Here is a 17,098-nt window from a genome sequence, read left to right as displayed (position 1 = left end):
CGTCGTGAGTCTCACCATCGGCATCGTCGGCCTGCCCAACGTCGGCAAGAGCACGCTTTTCAACGCGTTGACCAAGAACGACGTGCTCGCGGCGAACTACCCGTTCGCCACCATCGAGCCCAACGTCGGCGTGGTCGGGCTGCCCGACGAGCGGCTGGGCAAGCTGGCCGAGATCTTCTCCTCGCAGAAGGTGCTGCCGGCCCCGGTGTCGTTCGTCGACATCGCCGGCCTGGTTCGTGGCGCGTCGAAGGGCCAGGGTCGGGGCAACGCCTTCCTGGCGAACATCCGGGACGCCTCGGCGATCTGCCAGGTGGTCCGCGCCTTCTCCGACCCGAACGTGGTGCACGTCGACGGCAAGATCTCCCCGGCCGACGACATCGAGACGATCAACACCGAGCTGATCCTCGCCGACCTGCAGACCCTGGACAAGGCGCTGCCCCGGTTGGAGAAGGAAGCCAAGCTCCGCAAGGACCGGTCCGCCGCGGTCGCCGCCGCGAAGGCCGCGATCGAGGTCCTCGACGGCGGCACCACCCTGTACTCCGGGGCCGCCGCCGCCAAGATCGAGCTGGAGCACCTGCGCGAGCTGCACCTGCTCACCACCAAGCCCTTCCTGTACGTCTTCAACGTCGACGAGGCCGAACTGGCAAACGAGACGTTCCTCGACGAGCTGCGCGCCCTGGTCGCTCCCGCCGAGGCCGTCTTCATGGACGCCAAGATCGAATCCGAGCTGGTGGACCTGCCCGAGGAGGAGGCCCGCGAGCTGCTGGAGTCGATCGGCCAGAACGAGCCCGGCCTCAACCAGCTCGTCCGCGTCGGCTTCCGTACGCTCGGGCTCCAGACGTACCTCACGGCCGGCCCCAAGGAAGCGCGCGCCTGGACCGTCCCGGTCGGCGCCACCGCGCCGGAGGCCGCGGGTGTCATCCACTCGGACTTCCAGCGCGGCTTCATCAAGGCCGAGGTGGTCTCCTACCACGACCTGGTCGAGCACGGATCGATGGCGGCCGCCAAGGCGGCGGGCAAGGTCCGCATCGAGGGCAAGGAGTACGTCATGCAGGACGGCGACGTGGTGGAGTTCCGCTTCAACGTCTGAATCGGGCCTGTTCCCGCAGGTCAGGCGGTTGAGTCGCCGCCGTGGGGCACGTCGGGGGCGCAACCCCACGCTTCATCGAGGGCGCGGCGGGTGCGTTTTTCCGAGGCCGGCATCAGGTGGCCGTACGTCGACAGGACCAAGGTCGCTTCTCGTGCCCCAAACGTTCGGCGACCACGATGACCGACTCGTCCTAACTTCGGGGCCTCGATCTGCCCGCACCGCCTGCGAAAATTCGTCCGTGACCGGCATCAAGGGACTGACGCCAGCGGAGTACTTCGTACTCGTTGACTCCGATGGCTGTGCCGCGCTGCCCGAGATCCTTGCCTCCTGGATGGACAACGGTGATCGGTCCCCAAGCATTGAGGAGGCCGTACCAGACCTCGCGAGAGCAATCGTGTCACTGGCGCGTGACGGCTTGGTCGACGTGCGCCGCTTCGAACTCTGGCCGGCAGGTTGGGACCAAGGCGTCAGGGTGACAGTTGAGGAGCTGAAGGAGGCGAGTTGCCAGACGAGCAGCTGGTTGCCCGGTGCGCGCGGCAGGTTGCTCGTCATCGGCATCACGGAGATAGGTGGGGCTTGGCTCTGACCGAGGATGCTCGCGCCGTGCCCGATGCGTGCCCGATGCAGCGGTTAACACCGGCCTACAACAGCGCGTCCGGCACCGCCGCCTGAACGCTAGGTGCCAGTCTCACCTTGGCCGCCGACGCTGGAAGATGGCGAAAGCGAGTTCCGCAGGGTCCAAGCTCTGAGTCACCTCTCCGCGGCCTCATCGCGTACGGCGAGCTGGTCAAACCTGACCCGGGCAGTCTTCGGCGCAACGTCCCCACTGGTCTGTACTTTCAGAGTGGCTGTCGGGCTGACAGTGTCCTCAAGGATGATCACCTCCGTCGCACCGGCGGGCAGGCCGGCCGGCCATCCCGCGTCGTCGGTCGGCTCGCTGGTCAGGAGGCGCGCGGTGCGTCCATTCAGGCCCGTGTCGGTGGCCCCCAGCGGACGCCACACCGTCGATGTTGGCCATACCGGCTGGTCGGCGGGCACACGCTCAGGCGCGCCTGAGCGCCGGTGGTGCTCGGTCGCCGTCCGGTCGTCGGCAGGGCCTGGGCCGGTCACTTGCCGATCCACATGTGCAGGAGGTCTTCTTGGCTCACGATGCGACGCTCGGAGAGCCCGGCGAGCAGCTCCAGGTGGACGGGCCCGTCGACGATCTCCGCCCGATCGGGACGCAGCGCCCCGCCGAGACCCAGGGCCGGGACGAAGCCGTAGATGGTGTCGGGTCCCACCGGGCCACGTAGTGCAAGGATCCGATCGAACAACGGCTGCTTGTCGGCGCCGTGCAGGTCAACACTGCGGCGGTCCTGGCACATCAACAGCGCGTAGAGCCGGTCATTGCGGCCATCGTCGGTCAGCACGCTGTCCGTCCGATCTGTGTGGATCACCCACCCGTACTGCGCGGTGATCGTCAACCGCGACCCCGTCTGCTGCCCCCACACCTGCAAATCGCCGAACGCGCTGCGGCTCACCGCAATCCATCGTTCCTCACTCGGCAGGGCAAGGCCGTTCGTCCAGGCGTCGACCGCCGGCTGCCACACGTCGGGATCGCACAACCAGAACAGTCCGTCACCGAAGCCGGCGAAGCCGTACCTACGCCAGTACGCAAGCAGCAGATCGGGCACTACCCCTGTGAACTGAGCCAGCCGACCAGCGTGGACCGGAGCGGAATGGGTTGGAGGCCCCCAATTTTCAGCCAATTCCGCTACTTCGTCGTGCGCCATCGCTGCGCCCTCCCCTCGTGTCGCGAATCGCGAGGCTGATGGCGTATTCGGCAGGCGCCTCCGAAGACGGCGGCAACACCATCCGGGCGTTGGTGAGCCTCGACAAGTCGCCAAATTACCCCACGAGGGCTGCCGACGGCCGGCCGCTGCGGGTGCCGTCGGGGCGCGCTGGCGTGGCAGGCTTGGGCTACCCTCGCGCCGTGGAAAGCACCTTGATCGATGCGCCAATCGTCGGCGTCACCGTCTACCCGGATCGGGCCCGGGTCACCCGTCGGAGCAGCCCTCGGCTGACCGCCGGCGAGCATCGCCTACGCGTCGCGCCACTCCCACTCGGCCTGCGACGCGACTCCATCCGGGTCGGTGGTCGGGGGGCGGCCACGGTGCTCGGTGTGGACGTGACCACCTGGCGGCAGGCCCGCAGCGCCGACCCGCAGATCGTCGCCCTCGAACAGCGACACCGTGAGTTGAGCGACGAGTTGGCCGAGGTCGAGGACGCGGACGGAATCGAGGGACAGCGCGGGGAGTTCCTCACCCGGTTGGCCGAGCGCGCCGGTGGCACGTACGCCAGGGCTTTGGCCTCCGGCGACGCGGCGCCGACCGACGTGGCGGCCTTCACCGACTCGGTGGCCGGTCAGCTCGCCGAGTTACGCGGCCGGCGACGCGGGCTGTCCCGGCGGCGCACCGATCTGGCCGCGGAGCTGGCCGCGGTCGAGCGCGACCTGAAAGCCGCGCGCGGCAAGCGGACGCCGGACCGGTTGGCCGCCGAGGTGACGGTCTCGGTGGCGGCCGACGAGGCGGAGTTGGAGCTGGAGCTGACCTACCTGGTCGACGGTGCGGTGTGGCGACCCTCCTATGACCTGCGGCTGGTCGAGGACACCGTGAGCGTCACCTGGTTCGGTCTGGTCAGCCAGAACACCGGGGAGGACTGGCCGGAGTGCGAGCTTCAGCTCTCGACCGCCCGGCCTGCCGCGACGACAGCCGTACCCGACCTGTCGCCCTGGTATCTCGACCGGTTCCGGCCGGAGCCCGTCGGGCCCGCGGCGATGGCCGCGCCGGCTGGAATGTCGCCTCCGGCACCGGGCGGAGCGCTGGGCAGGTCCGCAGCGCCCCTGCCCCGGATGAAGGAGAGCGTCGCCCAGGTCGAGCAGGGCGTCAGCGCGGCCACCTATCGGCCGGCGAGGCCGGCAGCGGTGCCGGCCGACGGCAGCGCGCACCGAGCCACCATCGCCGTGCTGGAGCTGCCGGCCCGACTGGACCACGTGACCGTGCCGGTCCGCGCCGCCGAGGCGCACCTGCGAGCCACGGTACGCAACACGTCGGATCACACGATGCTGCCCGGTCCGGCGGCGGTGTTCCACGGCGCCGACTTCGTCGCGGCCACCGAACTGCCGACGTGGGCGCCGGGCGAGGAGATCGAGCTGGGGCTCGGAGTCGACGACCGACTGCGGGTGGAGCGGAAGCTGCACCGGCGCTCGGAGACCAAGGCGACGCTCGGGTCGACGCGGCGGCGGGAGGTGGACTACCGGATCACCGTCGCCAACCACACGCCGCGGCCGGCGACGGTCGAGGTACGTGACCAGTTGCCGGTGTCCCGCGACGAGGCGGTGGTGGTGCGGGAGACGAACCTGACGCCGGCACCGGCAGAGCGTACGGAGCTGGGAGAGCTGGCCTGGCGGCTGTCGCTCGCGCCGGGCGAGAGCGGTGAGATCAGCATCGGCTTCCGGGTGGAGCTGGCCAAGGGAGTGGAACTGACCGGCTGGCGCGAGTAGGCACCGTAGCCGGGCCTGATCGACTCGGGTTCCTGGATATCGGGGTGTCCGGGCGGCCGGGACAACCCGATATCCAGGAACCCGAGAGGATGTGCGGACGTGGAGGAACGGATGTCGCTCAGCTCGTCGTTCGGCGCGGCGGCGGCCGCGTACGCCGAGCATCGCCCGGATTACGCGCAGGCCGCGGTCCGGTGGGCCCTTGAGCTCGCGCCCGGCTCGCGGGTGCTCGACCTCGGTGCCGGCACCGGCAAACTGACCGACACGTTGGTCGCCGTTGGCGCGGACGTCGTCGCGGTCGAACCCGACCCGGCCATGCTCGCCGAGCTGCGCCGCGCGATGCCGGCCGTTCGTGCTCTGCCGGGTAGCGCCGAGGCGATCCCGTTGCCGGACGCGTCCGTCGACGCCGTCCTTGCCGGCAACGCCCTGCACTGGTTCGACATGGCCGTCGCCGGACCGGAAATCGCCCGGGTCCTGGCACCCGGAGGCGTTCTGGCAGGCCTGTGGAACACCATGGACGACCGGATCGACTGGGTCTCCGATCTCGAACGGGTCAGCGGAAGCGCGGCGATCGGCCCGCGTGACACGCTCACCAGTTGGCGCGCGGCGACCGCCGACATGCTCGCTCCGAGCACCGGCCCGGCGGCCCGGTTCGATTCAGCGGAGCAGGCCGAGTTTCCGCACGGACAGCGCCGCACCGCTGACTCCCTCATCGCGACACTCGCCACCCGGGCCGGGATGCTGGTCATGCCCGAACCGGACCGGGAGGTCACGCTCGCCCGGATCCGCGACTTCCTCGGGAGCAGGCCCGAGACCGCCGAGGGTGAGTTCACCCTGCCGATGCTGACCGGCGTGCTGCGCGGCCGGCGGCGGTGACCATCGGCTGACTCCCGGATCATGCTGTTGCGGGGTCCGGGCCTACTGTGGCTGGGTGCCGCGCATCCAGCTCACAACGGACGTACAGGCCGTTCCGGAGGCCGTCTTCGACGCCTCCCTCGACGTCGGCACGCACACCGAATCCATGGGTACGAGCGCAGAACGGGCGGTCGGTGGCGTAACCACCGGTCGCATGGGGGCCGGCGATGCCGTCACCTGGGAAGCGCGGCATTTCGGCCTGCCGTGGCGGATGACCGTCCGGATCAGCGAATACCGGCGGCCCGACGGCTTCACGGATGAGCAGACCCGCGGCCCGTTCCGGCATTGGCGCCACGAGCACAGGTTCACGGCGCACCCGGCCGAACCCTCGGCGACGGTCATGCACGACGTCATCGACTTCACCGCCCCGATGGGCCTCGTCGGCAAACTCGTGGCGAGCCTGGTCCTGCGGCCGTACCTGCGACGACTCATCGCACGTCGCAACGCGTACCTTGCACGCACCCTGGGCGCGGTGTCGTCGCTCCGTCAGGTGAGGTAGTAGTCGGCTCTCCAGCGGGACTGCTCGGGGCCGAGAAGCCGTCGAAGTTCCTGGCGGCCTCCGCATCACGAATCCCGCCGTCGCCGCCCCGAGCTGCCCTGCGGCTACTGCTCGGCCCAGACGCCCAGCTCGTTGCCGCTGGGGTCGGTGAAGTGGAAGCGGCGACCCCCCGGGAACTCGTACGGCCCCTCGACCACCTTGCCCCCGGCCTCCTGCACCGCCTGCACGGACCGGTCCAGGTCGTTCGAGTAGAGCAGCACCAGCGGGCCGCCCACTCGCGCCTTCTCGTCCAGACGGAGACCCCCCACCTCCGGTGCGGTGTCACCGTGCGGGCTGCGAATGCCCGCGTACTCCGGCCCGTAGTCGGTGAACTGCCAGCCGAACGCGTCGGCGTAGAAGCGCTTGGCCTCGCCGAGGTCGGTCACCGTGAACTCGATGTAGTCGATGGCGTGGTGTCGCTGGGGAGTTGACTCAGACATGCACCGCATTGTGTCCCTCGGGTACGACGCGATCGTGACGCGCAACTAAACGTTGCGCTTCGAGGACGGTCGACGTACGGTTGAGCAACCAAACGTTGCACGTTGGCGCAGGCAAACGGAGTCTGAAGTGGTGGACATTCTGCATCAGGTCGGCGTCGTCGCCCCGCTCGCCGAGGTCTTCCGGGCGGTGGCGACTCCCGAGGGCGTCGCGGGCTGGTGGTCGATCGACACGACCGGAAAGAGCGAGGTCGGCGGGCAGTTGGCCGTGCGGTTCGGTGCCGACGGTGGGTTCGACCTGGAGGTCCTTGACCTGGACCCGGCCGGGCGGGTGCGGTGGCGGGTCGTCGGTGGCCCCGACGAGTGGATCGGCACCGAGGTCGGGTGGCGCTTCGAACAGCGTGGGGCGTACACGATCGTTGATTTCACGCACGCGGGTTGGCGCGAGCCGACCGACCTCATGCACGAGTGCAGCACCAAGTGGGCGATCTTCCTGATGAGTTTCAAGGAGCTGGTGGAGACGGGGCGCGGCAGGCCGGCGCCGGACGACGTCCAGATCAGCGACGGGCACTGACCTCGGTGGCGGGTGTGGCGTTCGCGCTCCGCCGCAGCGTCGCGAATCCCGCGGCCACCAGGCCGAGGGTCACGATCGCCACGGCGCAGAACAGCAGCGCCGGGCGTGCGCCGACGGCACCGACCAACGGGCCGCCGAGCATCGTCCCGAGCGGCACCGCGAGCACGAGGACGGCGCCGTTCGCGGCGAGCACCGCGGGGAGCTGCTCGGTGGACGCGCTGCGCTGGAACAACGCCATCGACGTGGACATGTACGGCGCCCAGATCAGACCCGCCAGGGCGAACGCCGGCAGGGACAGGCCGACGGGTGCGCCCAGGCCGAGGGGCAGCATGGCGACGCCGAACCCGATGACGATGCCGATGGTGGTGGCGTGCAGCGGCCAGCGGCGAAGGTGCCCGGCGACCACACCGCCGACGAGGCCGCCGGCGCCGAAGGCGGTGTAGTACACGCCGAGCAGCGTCGCGGAGCCGTGCAGGTCGTTGGTGATGTGGATCGGCATGGCGACGTACACCGGGCCGAAGAGGAAGAAGAACCAGAGGCTCAGCACCAGCAGGCCCAGCAGCGCGGGCTGGCGGCGGATGACCGAGAAACCTGCGGTACGCGAGGCGCCGCGCTCGTACCGACGGATCGTCCTGGTGCCGGGTAGGGCGAGGCGATAGGTGAGCGCCAGCACGGCGAACGTCGCGGCGTCGACGGCGATGACCCACACCGGGCCCGCCCAGCCGATCAGGATGCCCGCCAACGGCGGGCCGACGACGGTGGCGAACCCGGAGATGGTGGTCAGCACCGCGTTGGCCGGCAGGTGGTGGCGCTCGGGCAGCAGCTCGGCGATCAGGGTGAACCGCCCGGCCGAGCCCCACGAGTGCAGCAGCGCGGAAGCGGCGAGCAGGACGACGTACAACCCGATGGTGAGGGCTCCGGCGAGGTGGGCGATCGGGATCGCCGCGAGCGCCGCGGCTCGCAGGATCGCGTCCCAGCCGGCGAGCTGAGCGCCGCCGCGCCCGCGCAACAACCGACCGAAGAGGACCATCCCCGCCGCGCTGGGCAGGGTGTACGCGGCCACCGCGACCGCGATCCACAGGCGCTGGCCCGGCGGCGCGAGCTGAATGGCCAGCCAGGTCACCGCGACCACCGCCATGCCGTCGCCGAGGGCGGACACGGCCAGCCCGGGCAGCACCCGCCGCAGCAGGGGATGACTGATTACGGGCCAGTAGGGCGAGGAGCGCGGGAATCGGGGGGCGTCTGACGGCATGCGGTCAGCTCACCCGGCGCGGGGCCTACGAATCAACGATTCCTGCTGCCAGCAGAATCAGCCGAGGGCGCAAGGCCGAGATCGACTCGGGTTCCTTGAAGTCGGGGTGTCGACGTGGCGATGACACCCCGGTTTTCCGGAACCCGAGTCGATCAAACCGCTACTCCGCCCGGTAGACGGAGATGTGCGACGGGCTGTCGGCGGTGAACGGCCGCCGGTGCCAGTCGGCGTACCGCTCGGTGAGCCGGAGCCCCGCCTGCCGCGCCATTTCGTCGATCTGGTGCGGCCAGGCGTAGCGCATGGCGAACGGCTTCAGGTGCACACCGTCGCCGTCGAAGGTGATCGTCTGCCGGATGAACCGCTGCGCCGGCCGGTCGTACCGGTGCAGCCGGATCGTCGCGGAGTCCTCGGTCACCTCGCGGACCTGCACCTGCTCATCGGCGTCGAAGCTGCGCGGGTCGGGGACGAACGTCTCGATGACGAACGCTCCGCCCGGCGACAGCACCCGGGCGACGTTGCGGAAACAGTCCGCCTGCCGCTCGGCGTCCACCAGGTTGAACAGGGTGTTGAAGACCAGGTACGCCAGGCGGAACGGGCCCGTCACCTGCACGTCGGCCATGTCGCCGACGACCACGGGGATCTGGTCGCCGCCGGGCTTGGCCCGCAGCTGCGCCACCATCTCCTCGGAGGCCTCGATCCCGTGCAGGGCGAGGCCGCGCTCGGCCAGTGGCAGCGCGACCCGGCCGGTGCCGATCGCCAGTTCGAGGACCGGGCCACCGTCGGCCAGATCGGCCAGGAAGTCCACAGCTGGCGCCGGGTCGGGGTTGCCGGGACTGTCGTAGCCGGCGGCCCACAGCCGGCCGAAGAGGCCGGGATCGTCGAAGACCGACATCAGCGGCCTCCGGTCTGGTGCAGGGGGTCAGCGGCGCAGGTCCGCGCCGCGATGGTCGGAGCAGTGCTGCTCACGAAGCCTCGTTTCCTCAGGTCGGATGACATTCGGTCGGGGGGACTTCGTCGAGTACGGCATGTCGGCTGCTCCTTCCGCGCGGCTGTGAGCTCAGGACACCAGAGACGCCGTGAGCCCGGCAAGGCATTTACGCCCACCGGGCCCACGTCGCGGGGATGGTCAGGAGATGTGGTGCAGGATCACGTTGTGCACGTGGTGGCTCTTCTGCGCGCCGCGGAACTCCACCTCGTAGGTGTGGGTGCCGACGTGGATCGCGATGGCGCCGGTGGAGAAGAACGTGCCGCCCCACGACTTGTTGCTGACCACGCTCACGCTGGTGATCTTCGAGTACGGGATGCTGGTGATCGCGTGCCGCTTCCCGACGAAGGAGCGGTCCTGGATGATCACGCGCCGGTCGGTCAACCCGATGAACCCGGTGCCGGTGCCGACGGCGTCGTAGACGGCGATGATCTGCTCGCCGTCGAGAAGCCCGCTCTCGATCTGCTGGACCTGCTCCTTGCGGTCGTACGCGATGTTCGCCATGCGACCCAGGTTAGAAACCCGGTGCCAGCGTGCCGACGGCGTGCCTCATCGGGGGTTCGCGTCGGCCGCGGCGCGGACGAACTCGCGTACCCGGGTGGTGGTGTTGCTGGGCAACCAGACCGGCCCTCGTTCGATAGGTGGCGCGTCGTGGATGGGCACGTACGCCACGTCAGGGCGCGGGTAGTAGCGCCGCGTGTGCTCGCCGACCGGCAGGACGCCCCGGCCCAGCGCGACCAGGGACAGCATCTCGGAGAAGGTGTTCCCGGCGGGACCCTTCGGCACCGGCCGGCCGGCCGGGGTGCGCTCGGGGGTGCGGTTCCGCTTGAACTCCAGAGAGGTCACGGTCGGGTACTGCACCACCGGATAATCGGCGAGCACCTCCAACGACACCGACCGCTCCCGGGTGAGCGGATGACCTGCCGCCACCGCCAGCACCCGACCCTCGGAGAGCAGCGCCGGGCCGGTGGCCATCCCGTCGAACGGGTACGAGGCGATCAACACGTCCGTCGAACCGTCGAGCAGCCCGGACCGGCTGGTGGACAACTGCGCCTCGTGTACGTCCACCCGGCAGTCGGGGTGTCGTTCGCCGAACAGGGCCACCGCCCGGAGCAGCACCGGCGCGGTCCACTCGCCGAGGAACGCCACCCGCAGCGTTCCGGTGACGCCCCGGCCGGCCTCGGTCGCGCGCCGCAGGGCCTCGTCCATCCCGGTCACCAGCGGGGCCAGCTCATCGGCGAACTGCCGGCCGATCGGGGTGAGGCGCACGACCCGGCTGGTCCGGGCGAACAGCGGCGCGCCCACCTGACGCTCCAGCTTCTTGATCACGTGGCTGACCCGGCCGGTGCTGACGCCCAGGCGTTCGGCGGTGCGGCCGAAGTGCAGCTCCTGCGCGAGCGCCAGGAACGTCTCGACCTCGTACCGCTCCAGCACACCGCCCCCATCGTTGACCTGAGGGCAACGATCGTAGCGGCAACAGGTCTTGGTCAGCGGGCCCGCTGAGCGGATCGTGAGGTCGGCACGGAAACGATCGACCGAAAGGCTGCGACATGACCATCGACGACTACCTGGCCGGCCTCGCCGGTCCGCTGCGCGAGATCGCCGAGAAGCTGACGCCCGTCATCGCGGACGCCCTGCCGCGCGCGACCGGGGCGCTGTGGCACGGCCACCCGGTCTGGAGCCTCGGCGACCGGCCCGGTCAGCGACCGGTGTGCCTGGTCAAGGCGTACGGCTCCTACGTCACCTTCGGGCTGTGGCGGGGCCAGGAGATCGCCGACCCGTCCGGGCGGCTGGCCCCCGGGGCGCGGATGATGGCGGCGGTGCGGCTGCACAGGCTCGACGAGATCGACCCGGCCCTGTTCGCCGGTTGGCTGCGCGCGGCGGCCGCGCTGGAGGAGGCGTGAGCATGGTGCGGGTGACAGGCTTCGACCACTTGGTGCTGACCGTGGCCGACGTGGAGCGGGCCCTGGACTTCTACTGCGGCCAGCTCGGGCTCGCGCCCGTACGGGTCGACGAGTGGCGGGCCGGCGCTGTCCCGTTCCCGTCCGTGCGGATCAGCCCCGAGAGCATCATCGACCTCGTCGAGGGTGAGCGGCAGGGCACGAACGTCGACCACTTCTGCCTGGTGGTGGCACCACTGGACTGGGCCCAGGTGGTCGAGTCGGGCGCCTTCACGGTGCTGACAGGCCCGGTCAGCCGGTTCGGCGCTCGCGGGTCGGCGACGTCGACCTACGTTGAGGACCCGGACGGCAACTCGGTGGAGCTGCGCTGCTACCCGCAGGACGCCGTAGCCGACCGGTGAGCCCGAGTTGCCCGGCGACATGCGGAAGCCCCGCGTCTCCCCATCGACAGTGGGCAGGCGCGGGGCCGCGGCGGTACGTCAACTGTCGCTGCGCGGGTCGTGGTCCGTGCTGCGGCTGCCGGCCTTGGCCAGACCCCGGCTCACCAGGTAGCCGACGGTGAGCAGGGTGATGAACCACCAGGCCTTGTCGGCGGCGAAGTAGTCGCCGCCGTCGTTCGCGGCACCGTCGCCCACAGCGTTCGAGGCGATCAGCACACCAATGACGGCGAGCACGTAGATCGCCAGCTCGCTGGTCTTCCAGGACGGCTTCGTCTCGTCGCCGCGGCGGTTGACGCGGCGGACGTCGTGCTGACCGGCGTGCTCGACGTGGTCGGTTGCGCGGTTCTGCGTGGGAGTGGTCACGTCAGCTCCTAAGGCACTTTGTGAGGTTTGATCCGTTCCGAGAGCTTTGTCAACTCTCATGCCGAACTGGTACCCCAGCGCCTTTCAGGAAAACCTCAGGCTTCACAGGAACTGCGAGCACTTAGGACTCGGTGACCGCGCGGTACGCGTCCTCGATGCGGGCGGCCAGCAGGACCTCGCCCTCGGTCAGCGGCTCGTCGTTGCCGTGCCCGACCCGGATCTGGGTGCTGTCGGACCGGCGGCTGATCTCGGGACGCAGGTGCAGAGCGTCGGCGACGACCTTGACCCGTTCAGTAAGCGCCGCGTGTTGGGTATCGTCGATCACCAGCGTCCGCCGGATCTGTTCACCTTCCCGCGTCCAACCGGTTAGCAAGGTCAACGCGTCGGACAGGTAGTCGTGCTTGGCTCGGCTGTTGAACAGCACGCGCATCACCGCACCCCCCAAGCGCCGTTGCCGGCTTGTGGCCAAATCGTCGCCATCCCGTGTCTTGTCGGTGCCTTCTAGTCTGTCGTCGCTCGATAGAGGTGTCCACGCCCACACTTCCGTGTTCTATTGGCCTAGCGGACGGCGTCGGTACCCAAACCGCCGATTGATCTGGCACCCTGGACGCCCGTGCAGACCGAACGGGCTAATGGTGGCGGGCAGGCCGAACGACGGGACCTGAAGGTGATCGTGGGAGCGGCGATCATCCGGGACGGACGGGTGCTCGCGTGCGCGCGCTCCGCCCCGCCAGAGGTGGCCGGCATGTGGGAGTTCCCCGGCGGAAAGGTCGAGCCGGGGGAGGGGGAGACCGAGGCGCTGATCCGGGAGTGCGCCGAGGAGCTGGCCGTACGCGTGGAGATCGGCGACCGGGTCGGCCGCAACGTCCGGATGGCCCACGGCCGCTCGGTGCTCAAGGTGTACGCGGCCCGCCTCCTGCACGACGACGAGCCGCAGGCGCTGGAGCACCAGGCGCTGCGCTGGCTGGCCGCCGACGAACTGGACGAGGTCACCTGGCTCCCCGCCGACGCCCCGATAGTGGCGGCCCTCCGCCCGCACCTCCTCCGAACCCGTTGATCATGAAGTTATTGCCGCGACACGCCGGTCGGCAGGGCAATAACTTCATGATCAACGCGGGAATGCAGGCGGGGGCCGTGGCGTCAGCCACGGCCCCCGTCATCGTTCAGGTTGTCAGTGCTTGTCGTCCTGGTCCGGGTGCGCGAAGTTGAGGTGCTCCGGAGGCATCGGGAAGGTCACGTCGTCGCCGAACGGCGACGGCGCGGCGGCCCGGTCGAAGGTGAGCTCGGTCAGCGGCAGCCGGCCCCTGTCGTCGACCGCCGGCGCGGTCGGGTGGGGCACCTCCCGGTGCCAGTTGACGCCGCTCTGCGCCTGCGCCTCGGCCTGCGGGTCGTGCGAGCCACCCGCGTGCGAGTGCACCCCGCCCCGGCTCGTGCCCGGCAGGCTCGCCGAGCCCTGACGGGCGGTGGTCACGCTGGTCTGGGGCGTCTCGCCCCGACGGAAGATCTTGCTACCAAGCCACACAAGGGGATCGTACCTGCGGTCGACGACGCGTTCCTTCATGGGGATGATCCCGTTGTCGGTGATCTTGATGTGCTCGGGGCAGACCTCGGTGCAGCACTTGGTGATGTTGCAGAAACCGAGGCCCTGTTCGGCCTGCGCGTACTCCTTGCGGTCGGTCCGGGCGTCCAGCGGGTGCATGTCCAGCTCGGCCGCCCGGATGAAGTACCGCGGGCCGGAGAACGCCTGCTTGTTCTCCTCGTGGTCGCGGATCACGTGGCAGACGTTCTGGCACAGGAAGCACTCGATGCACTTGCGGAACTCCTGCGAGCGCTCGACGTCCACCTGCTGCATCCGGTAGTCGCCCGGGGCGACGTCCGCCGGAGGGGCGAACGCCGGCGTCTCCCGCGCCTTCTCGTAGTTGAACGAGACGTCGGTGACCAGGTCCCGGATGACCGGGAACGTCCGCAGCGGCGTGACCGTGACGGTCTCCTCGTCACCGAAGGTCGACATCCGGGTCATGCAGCCCAGCCGCGGCTTGCCGTTGATCTCCATCGAGCAGGAGCCGCACTTGCCGGCCTTGCAGTTCCACCGGCACGCCAGGTCGGGCGCGTCGGTGGCCTGCAGGCGGTGGATGACGTCGAGGACGACCTCGCCCTCGTTCACCTCGACCATGTAGTCCTGCAGGTCGCCGCCGGTCTCGTCGCCCCGCCAGATCCGGAACTGACGCTTCGCGCTCATCGGTTGTCCGCCTCTCCAGCGTCGGCGACGGAAGCGTCGAAGTCGGCGAGCTCCTCGTCGGTGAGGTACTTGGCCAGCTCGGCCCGGTCGAAGAGGCTGATCAGCTCCGGCCGCATCTTCGGCAGCGGCTTGCGGGTCAGCCGTACGCTGTCGCCGTCCAGCGAGCAGACCAGGTTGACCTGCCGCCACTTCGGTTCCATCGCCGGGTAGTCCTCCCGGGTGTGCCCGCCGCGCGACTCCTGCCGCTCCAGCGCCGCCTTCGCGGTGCACTCCGAGACCACGAGCATGTTGCGCAGGTCCAGGGCCAGGTGCCAACCCGGGTTGTAGCGCCGACCGCCGGCGGCGCTCACCTTGGCGACCCGCTCGCGCAGCTCGGCCAGGCGCACCAGCGCGTCGGCCAGCTCACCCTCGCGTCGGATGATCCCCACCAGGTCCCCCATGACCACCTGGAGGTCCTGCTGGAGGGTGTACGGGCTCTCGCCGGTGTCCCGTTGCAGCGGAGCCAGGGCGGTCTCCACGGCGGCCTCGACCGCGTCCACTGCCACCTTCGGCCGGGCGGTCAGCCCGTCGGCGTAGCTGGCCGCGTGCCCGCCCGCCCGCTTGCCGAAGACCAGCAGGTCGGACAGGGAGTTGCCGCCCAGCCGGTTGGAGCCGTGCATACCGCCGGAGACCTCACCGGCGGCGAACAGCCCGCGGACGTGGCCGAAGGCGGCACCGGAATCCGGATCCACCTCGACGCCGCCCATCACGTAGTGACAGGTCGGCCCGACCTCCATCGGCTCGGCCGTGATGTCGACGTCGGCCAGCTCCTTGAACTGGTGGTACATCGAGGGCAGCCGGCGGCGGATCTCCTCGGCCGAACGGCGGCTCGCGATGTCCAGGAAGACGCCGCCGGCGGGGGAGCCCCGGCCGGCCTTGACCTCACTGTTGATCGCGCGGGCCACCTCGTCGCGGGGCAGCAGCTCCGGTGGACGCCTGTTGTTGTCCGGGTCGGTGTACCAGCGGTCCGCCTCCTCCTCCGTCTCCGCGTACTGCTTGCGGAAGACGTCGGGGACGTAGTCGAACATGAACCGCTTGCCCTCGGAGTTCTTGAGCACGCCGCCGTCGCCACGAACCGACTCGGTGACCAGGATGCCCTTCACCGAGGGCGGCCAGACCATGCCGGTCGGGTGGAACTGGAGGAACTCCATGTTGATCAGCGTCGCCCCGGCGCGCAGCGCCAACGCGTGCCCGTCCCCGGTGTACTCCCAGGAGTTCGACGTGACCTTGTAGGAGCGCCCGACGCCGCCGGTGGCCAGCACCACGGACGGGGCCTCGAAGAGGATGAACTCGCCGGACTCGCGGTAGTAGCCGAAGGCGCCCGCGACCCGGTCGCCGTCGAGCAGCAGCTCGGTGATCGTCGTCTCGGAGAACACCCGGATCCGGGCGTCGTACGAGCCGAACTCGCGCTTGTCCTCCTGCTGGAGCGAGACGATCTTCTGCTGGAGGGTGCGGATCAGCTCCAGGCCGGTCCGGTCGCCCACGTGCGCCAGCCGCGGGTACTCGTGCCCGCCGAAGTTGCGCTGGGAGATCTTGCCGTCCTTCGTACGGTCGAAGAGCGCGCCGTACGTCTCCAGCTCCCAGATCCGCTGCGGCGACTCCTTCGCGTGCAGCTCGGCCATCCGGAAGTTGTTGAGGAACTTGCCGCCGCGCATGGTGTCGCGGAAGTGCACCTGCCAGTTGTCCCGGCTGTTCACGTTGCCCATCGCGGCGGCCGCGCCGCCCTCGGCCATCACCGTGTGCGCCTTGCCGAACAGCGACTTGGAGATGATCGCGGTCTTCTTGCCGGCGAGCCGGGCCTCGATGGCCGCGCGCAGGCCGGCACCGCCGGCCCCGATGACGACGACGTCGTAGTGGTGTCGTTCGATGCGAGTGGTAGTGGTCATGTCAGGGGCCCTTTAGTTGATGAACCGCAGGTCGTTGAACCAGCCGGCCGCGAGCGCCATGACGTAGAAGTCGGTGAGCGCAAGGGTGCCGAGGGTGATCCAGGCGAGCTGCATGTGCCGGACGTTCAACGCCGAGACGAAGGTCCAGGCCCGGTAGCGCACCGGGTGCTTGGAGAAGTGCTTGAGCCGCCCGCCGATGATGTGCCGGCAGGAGTGGCACGAGATGGTGTACGCCCAGAGCATCACCACGTTGAGCAGCAGGACGAGGTTGCCCAGTCCGAAGCCGAAACCCTTCGGCGAGTGGAAGGCGAGAACCGCGTCCCACGTGTTGATCAGCGAGATGATCGCGGCGGCGTAGAAGAAGTACCGGTGCAGGTTCTGGCCGAGCAGCGGGAAGCGGGTCTCACCGCCGTACTCCTTGTGGCCGTCCGGGACGGCGCACGCCGGCGGCGACAGCCAGAACGACCGGTAGTACGCCTTGCGGTAGTAGTAGCAGGTGAGCCGGAACAGCAGCAGGAACGGCAGGGTCAGCGCGGCGTCCGGGATGATCCACCAGCCGGGCAGGAACCGGCCGAAGTGCGAGGCCTGCTCGACACACCGGTCCGTCACGCACGGGGAGTAGAACGGGGTCAGGTAGTGGAACTGGTCCACCCAGTACCACTTGTGCATGAAGACCCGGACCGTCGCGTACGCCACCCAGGCGCTGAGCCCGATCACGGTGATCAGCGGGGCGAACCACCAGCGGTCGGTACGCAACGTCTTCGCCGCGATGGCGGCGCGCGCCCGCGCTCCCCGCGGCCTCGTTGCCGTTGAAGTCATTCGAGTCGTCTCCTCGACGGGCCCGTACGGGCGGGCTGGTCTCTCTCCGGTCGGCACGCGGACCGGCGAACCCGCACCCGCT

At 69.7% G+C, this 17,098-nt stretch carries 21 protein-coding genes; 9 read left to right on the top strand and 12 right to left on the bottom strand.

All coding sequences use genetic code 11. From position 1 onward, the window contains the following. Nucleotides 1-4 precede the first annotated feature (4 nt). Both ychF and MILUP08_RS30080 read left to right on the top strand, forming a co-directional pair. A complete protein-coding gene (gene ychF, locus MILUP08_RS30085) occupies nt 5-1,090 on the top strand; it encodes a redox-regulated ATPase YchF (protein ID WP_007464951.1) in 1,086 nt (361 codons plus the stop codon). Between the two features lie 238 nt (nt 1,091-1,328). Continuing rightward, complete coding sequence (locus MILUP08_RS30080; protein ID WP_039906889.1) at nt 1,329-1,676, top strand: hypothetical protein; 348 nt, start codon at nt 1,329-1,331, stop codon at nt 1,674-1,676. A gap of 164 nt (nt 1,677-1,840) precedes the next feature. Here MILUP08_RS30080 and MILUP08_RS37490 read toward each other — a convergent pair whose 3' ends face one another. Both MILUP08_RS37490 and MILUP08_RS30070 read right to left on the bottom strand, forming a co-directional pair. Next, entirely contained in the window at nt 1,841-2,092 is a 252-nt protein-coding gene (locus MILUP08_RS37490) for a DUF7161 family protein (RefSeq protein WP_007464946.1), read from the bottom strand. Nucleotides 2,093-2,196: 104 nt separating this feature from the next. Beyond that, nucleotides 2,197-2,862 carry a GAD-like domain-containing protein gene (locus MILUP08_RS30070; RefSeq protein WP_007464943.1) on the bottom strand — a complete coding sequence of 222 codons (666 nt, stop codon included), beginning with the start codon at nt 2,860-2,862 and terminating at the stop codon, nt 2,197-2,199. A gap of 38 nt (nt 2,863-2,900) precedes the next feature. Here MILUP08_RS30070 and MILUP08_RS30065 point away from each other — a divergent pair, with 38 nt between their 5' ends. The 3 genes from MILUP08_RS30065 to MILUP08_RS30055 all read left to right on the top strand — a co-directional run bounded on the left by MILUP08_RS30065 (nt 2,901) and on the right by MILUP08_RS30055 (nt 6,042). Next, entirely contained in the window at nt 2,901-4,631 is a 1,731-nt protein-coding gene (locus MILUP08_RS30065) for a mucoidy inhibitor MuiA family protein (RefSeq protein WP_007464940.1), read from the top strand. A gap of 111 nt (nt 4,632-4,742) precedes the next feature. Beyond that, the gene (locus tag MILUP08_RS30060) at nt 4,743-5,504 is read left to right on the top strand and encodes a class I SAM-dependent methyltransferase (RefSeq protein ID WP_039909003.1); all 762 of its coding nucleotides are present in this window, start codon (nt 4,743-4,745) and stop codon (nt 5,502-5,504) included. A gap of 55 nt (nt 5,505-5,559) precedes the next feature. After that, nucleotides 5,560-6,042 (top strand): SRPBCC family protein, encoded by a 483-nt coding sequence (locus MILUP08_RS30055; RefSeq protein ID WP_007464936.1) that lies wholly within the window; start codon nt 5,560-5,562, stop codon nt 6,040-6,042. A 104-nt stretch (nt 6,043-6,146) separates the two neighbouring features. Here MILUP08_RS30055 and MILUP08_RS30050 read toward each other — a convergent pair whose 3' ends face one another. Next, nucleotides 6,147-6,521, bottom strand: coding sequence for a VOC family protein (locus MILUP08_RS30050; protein WP_039906883.1), 375 nt, complete (start codon nt 6,519-6,521; stop codon nt 6,147-6,149). Between the two features lie 130 nt (nt 6,522-6,651). Between MILUP08_RS30050 and MILUP08_RS30045 the strand changes: the two genes are divergently transcribed. Further along, nucleotides 6,652-7,092 (top strand): SRPBCC family protein, encoded by a 441-nt coding sequence (locus MILUP08_RS30045; RefSeq protein WP_007464933.1) that lies wholly within the window; start codon nt 6,652-6,654, stop codon nt 7,090-7,092. Here the strand turns inward: MILUP08_RS30045 and MILUP08_RS30040 are convergent. From MILUP08_RS30040 to MILUP08_RS30025, 4 genes are all read right to left on the bottom strand, one after another. Then, the gene (locus tag MILUP08_RS30040) at nt 7,076-8,344 is read right to left on the bottom strand and encodes an MFS transporter (RefSeq protein ID WP_007464931.1); all 1,269 of its coding nucleotides are present in this window, start codon (nt 8,342-8,344) and stop codon (nt 7,076-7,078) included. The genes MILUP08_RS30045 and MILUP08_RS30040 overlap by 17 nt on opposite strands. A 160-nt stretch (nt 8,345-8,504) precedes the next feature. Further along, nucleotides 8,505-9,236, bottom strand: coding sequence for a class I SAM-dependent methyltransferase (locus MILUP08_RS30035; RefSeq protein WP_007464930.1), 732 nt, complete (start codon nt 9,234-9,236; stop codon nt 8,505-8,507). Nucleotides 9,237-9,470: 234 nt separating this feature from the next. Next, on the bottom strand, nt 9,471-9,833 hold the full coding sequence (locus MILUP08_RS30030) for a PH domain-containing protein (RefSeq protein WP_007464929.1): 363 nt from the start codon (nt 9,831-9,833) through the stop codon (nt 9,471-9,473). A gap of 45 nt (nt 9,834-9,878) precedes the next feature. Next, on the bottom strand, nt 9,879-10,763 hold the full coding sequence (locus MILUP08_RS30025; RefSeq protein ID WP_007464928.1) for a LysR family transcriptional regulator: 885 nt from the start codon (nt 10,761-10,763) through the stop codon (nt 9,879-9,881). 116 nt (nt 10,764-10,879) lie between these two features. Here MILUP08_RS30025 and MILUP08_RS30020 point away from each other — a divergent pair, with 116 nt between their 5' ends. Both MILUP08_RS30020 and MILUP08_RS30015 read left to right on the top strand, forming a co-directional pair. Beyond that, nucleotides 10,880-11,233 (top strand): DUF1801 domain-containing protein, encoded by a 354-nt coding sequence (locus MILUP08_RS30020; protein ID WP_007464927.1) that lies wholly within the window; start codon nt 10,880-10,882, stop codon nt 11,231-11,233. 2 nt (nt 11,234-11,235) lie between these two features. Beyond that, on the top strand, nt 11,236-11,631 hold the full coding sequence (locus MILUP08_RS30015; RefSeq protein ID WP_039906876.1) for a VOC family protein: 396 nt from the start codon (nt 11,236-11,238) through the stop codon (nt 11,629-11,631). Nucleotides 11,632-11,709: 78 nt separating this feature from the next. Here the strand turns inward: MILUP08_RS30015 and MILUP08_RS30010 are convergent, their stop codons facing one another. Both MILUP08_RS30010 and MILUP08_RS30005 read right to left on the bottom strand, forming a co-directional pair. Then, entirely contained in the window at nt 11,710-12,033 is a 324-nt protein-coding gene (locus MILUP08_RS30010; RefSeq protein ID WP_007464925.1) for a hypothetical protein, read from the bottom strand. Between the two features lie 121 nt (nt 12,034-12,154). Further along, entirely contained in the window at nt 12,155-12,463 is a 309-nt protein-coding gene (locus MILUP08_RS30005) for a 4a-hydroxytetrahydrobiopterin dehydratase (protein ID WP_007464924.1), read from the bottom strand. A gap of 183 nt (nt 12,464-12,646) precedes the next feature. On the opposite strand from MILUP08_RS30005, the gene MILUP08_RS30000 reads away from it, so the two are divergent. Next, nucleotides 12,647-13,090, top strand: a complete 444-nt coding sequence (locus MILUP08_RS30000; protein WP_007464923.1) for a (deoxy)nucleoside triphosphate pyrophosphohydrolase — start codon at nt 12,647-12,649, stop codon at nt 13,088-13,090. A 114-nt stretch (nt 13,091-13,204) separates the two neighbouring features. On the opposite strand, the gene MILUP08_RS29995 is transcribed toward MILUP08_RS30000, so the two are convergent. Genes MILUP08_RS29995 through MILUP08_RS29985 form a run of 3 tightly spaced genes read right to left on the bottom strand, consistent with a single transcriptional unit; the run spans nt 13,205 to nt 17,016 of the window. Then, on the bottom strand, nt 13,205-14,272 hold the full coding sequence (locus tag MILUP08_RS29995; protein ID WP_007464922.1) for a succinate dehydrogenase/fumarate reductase iron-sulfur subunit: 1,068 nt from the start codon (nt 14,270-14,272) through the stop codon (nt 13,205-13,207). After that, nucleotides 14,269-16,197: a fumarate reductase/succinate dehydrogenase flavoprotein subunit gene (locus MILUP08_RS29990; RefSeq protein WP_007464921.1), complete on the bottom strand. Its 1,929-nt coding sequence runs from the start codon at nt 16,195-16,197 to the stop codon at nt 14,269-14,271. Before MILUP08_RS29990 ends, MILUP08_RS29995 begins: the two co-directional genes overlap by 4 nt. A 12-nt stretch (nt 16,198-16,209) precedes the next feature. Beyond that, nucleotides 16,210-17,016 (bottom strand): hypothetical protein, encoded by an 807-nt coding sequence (locus MILUP08_RS29985; RefSeq protein WP_007464918.1) that lies wholly within the window; start codon nt 17,014-17,016, stop codon nt 16,210-16,212. Between the last annotated feature and the right edge of the window lie 82 nt (nt 17,017-17,098).

The sequence above is a fragment of the Micromonospora lupini str. Lupac 08 genome (genome assembly GCF_000297395.2).
In the GTDB taxonomy this organism is placed as follows: domain Bacteria; phylum Actinomycetota; class Actinomycetes; order Mycobacteriales; family Micromonosporaceae; genus Micromonospora; species Micromonospora lupini.
Note: the sequence above shows the minus strand (reverse complement) of the source record. Positions and strands in the feature narration are given on the sequence as shown.

Excerpts from the sequence above, each read along its gene's own strand:
- MILUP08_RS29995 (WP_007464922.1), bottom strand. The coding sequence starts at position 14,272 with ATGAGCGCGAAGCGTCAGTTCCGGATCTGGCGGGGCGACGAGACCGGC.
- MILUP08_RS30020 (WP_007464927.1), top strand. The coding sequence starts at position 10,880 with ATGACCATCGACGACTACCTGGCCGGCCTCGCCGGTCCGCTGCGCGAG.
- MILUP08_RS30060 (WP_039909003.1), top strand. The coding sequence starts at position 4,743 with ATGTCGCTCAGCTCGTCGTTCGGCGCGGCGGCGGCCGCGTACGCCGAG.
- MILUP08_RS30030 (WP_007464929.1), bottom strand. The coding sequence starts at position 9,833 with ATGGCGAACATCGCGTACGACCGCAAGGAGCAGGTCCAGCAGATCGAG.
- MILUP08_RS30015 (WP_039906876.1), top strand. The coding sequence starts at position 11,236 with ATGGTGCGGGTGACAGGCTTCGACCACTTGGTGCTGACCGTGGCCGAC.
- MILUP08_RS30065 (WP_007464940.1), top strand. The coding sequence starts at position 2,901 with ATGGCGTATTCGGCAGGCGCCTCCGAAGACGGCGGCAACACCATCCGG.
- MILUP08_RS30050 (WP_039906883.1), bottom strand. The coding sequence starts at position 6,521 with ATGTCTGAGTCAACTCCCCAGCGACACCACGCCATCGACTACATCGAG.
- MILUP08_RS30070 (WP_007464943.1), bottom strand. The coding sequence starts at position 2,862 with ATGGCGCACGACGAAGTAGCGGAATTGGCTGAAAATTGGGGGCCTCCA.
- MILUP08_RS30035 (WP_007464930.1), bottom strand. The coding sequence starts at position 9,236 with ATGTCGGTCTTCGACGATCCCGGCCTCTTCGGCCGGCTGTGGGCCGCC.
- MILUP08_RS30005 (WP_007464924.1), bottom strand. The coding sequence starts at position 12,463 with ATGCGCGTGCTGTTCAACAGCCGAGCCAAGCACGACTACCTGTCCGAC.
- MILUP08_RS29990 (WP_007464921.1), bottom strand. The coding sequence starts at position 16,197 with ATGACCACTACCACTCGCATCGAACGACACCACTACGACGTCGTCGTC.
- MILUP08_RS29985 (WP_007464918.1), bottom strand. The coding sequence starts at position 17,016 with ATGACTTCAACGGCAACGAGGCCGCGGGGAGCGCGGGCGCGCGCCGCC.
- MILUP08_RS30040 (WP_007464931.1), bottom strand. The coding sequence starts at position 8,344 with ATGCCGTCAGACGCCCCCCGATTCCCGCGCTCCTCGCCCTACTGGCCC.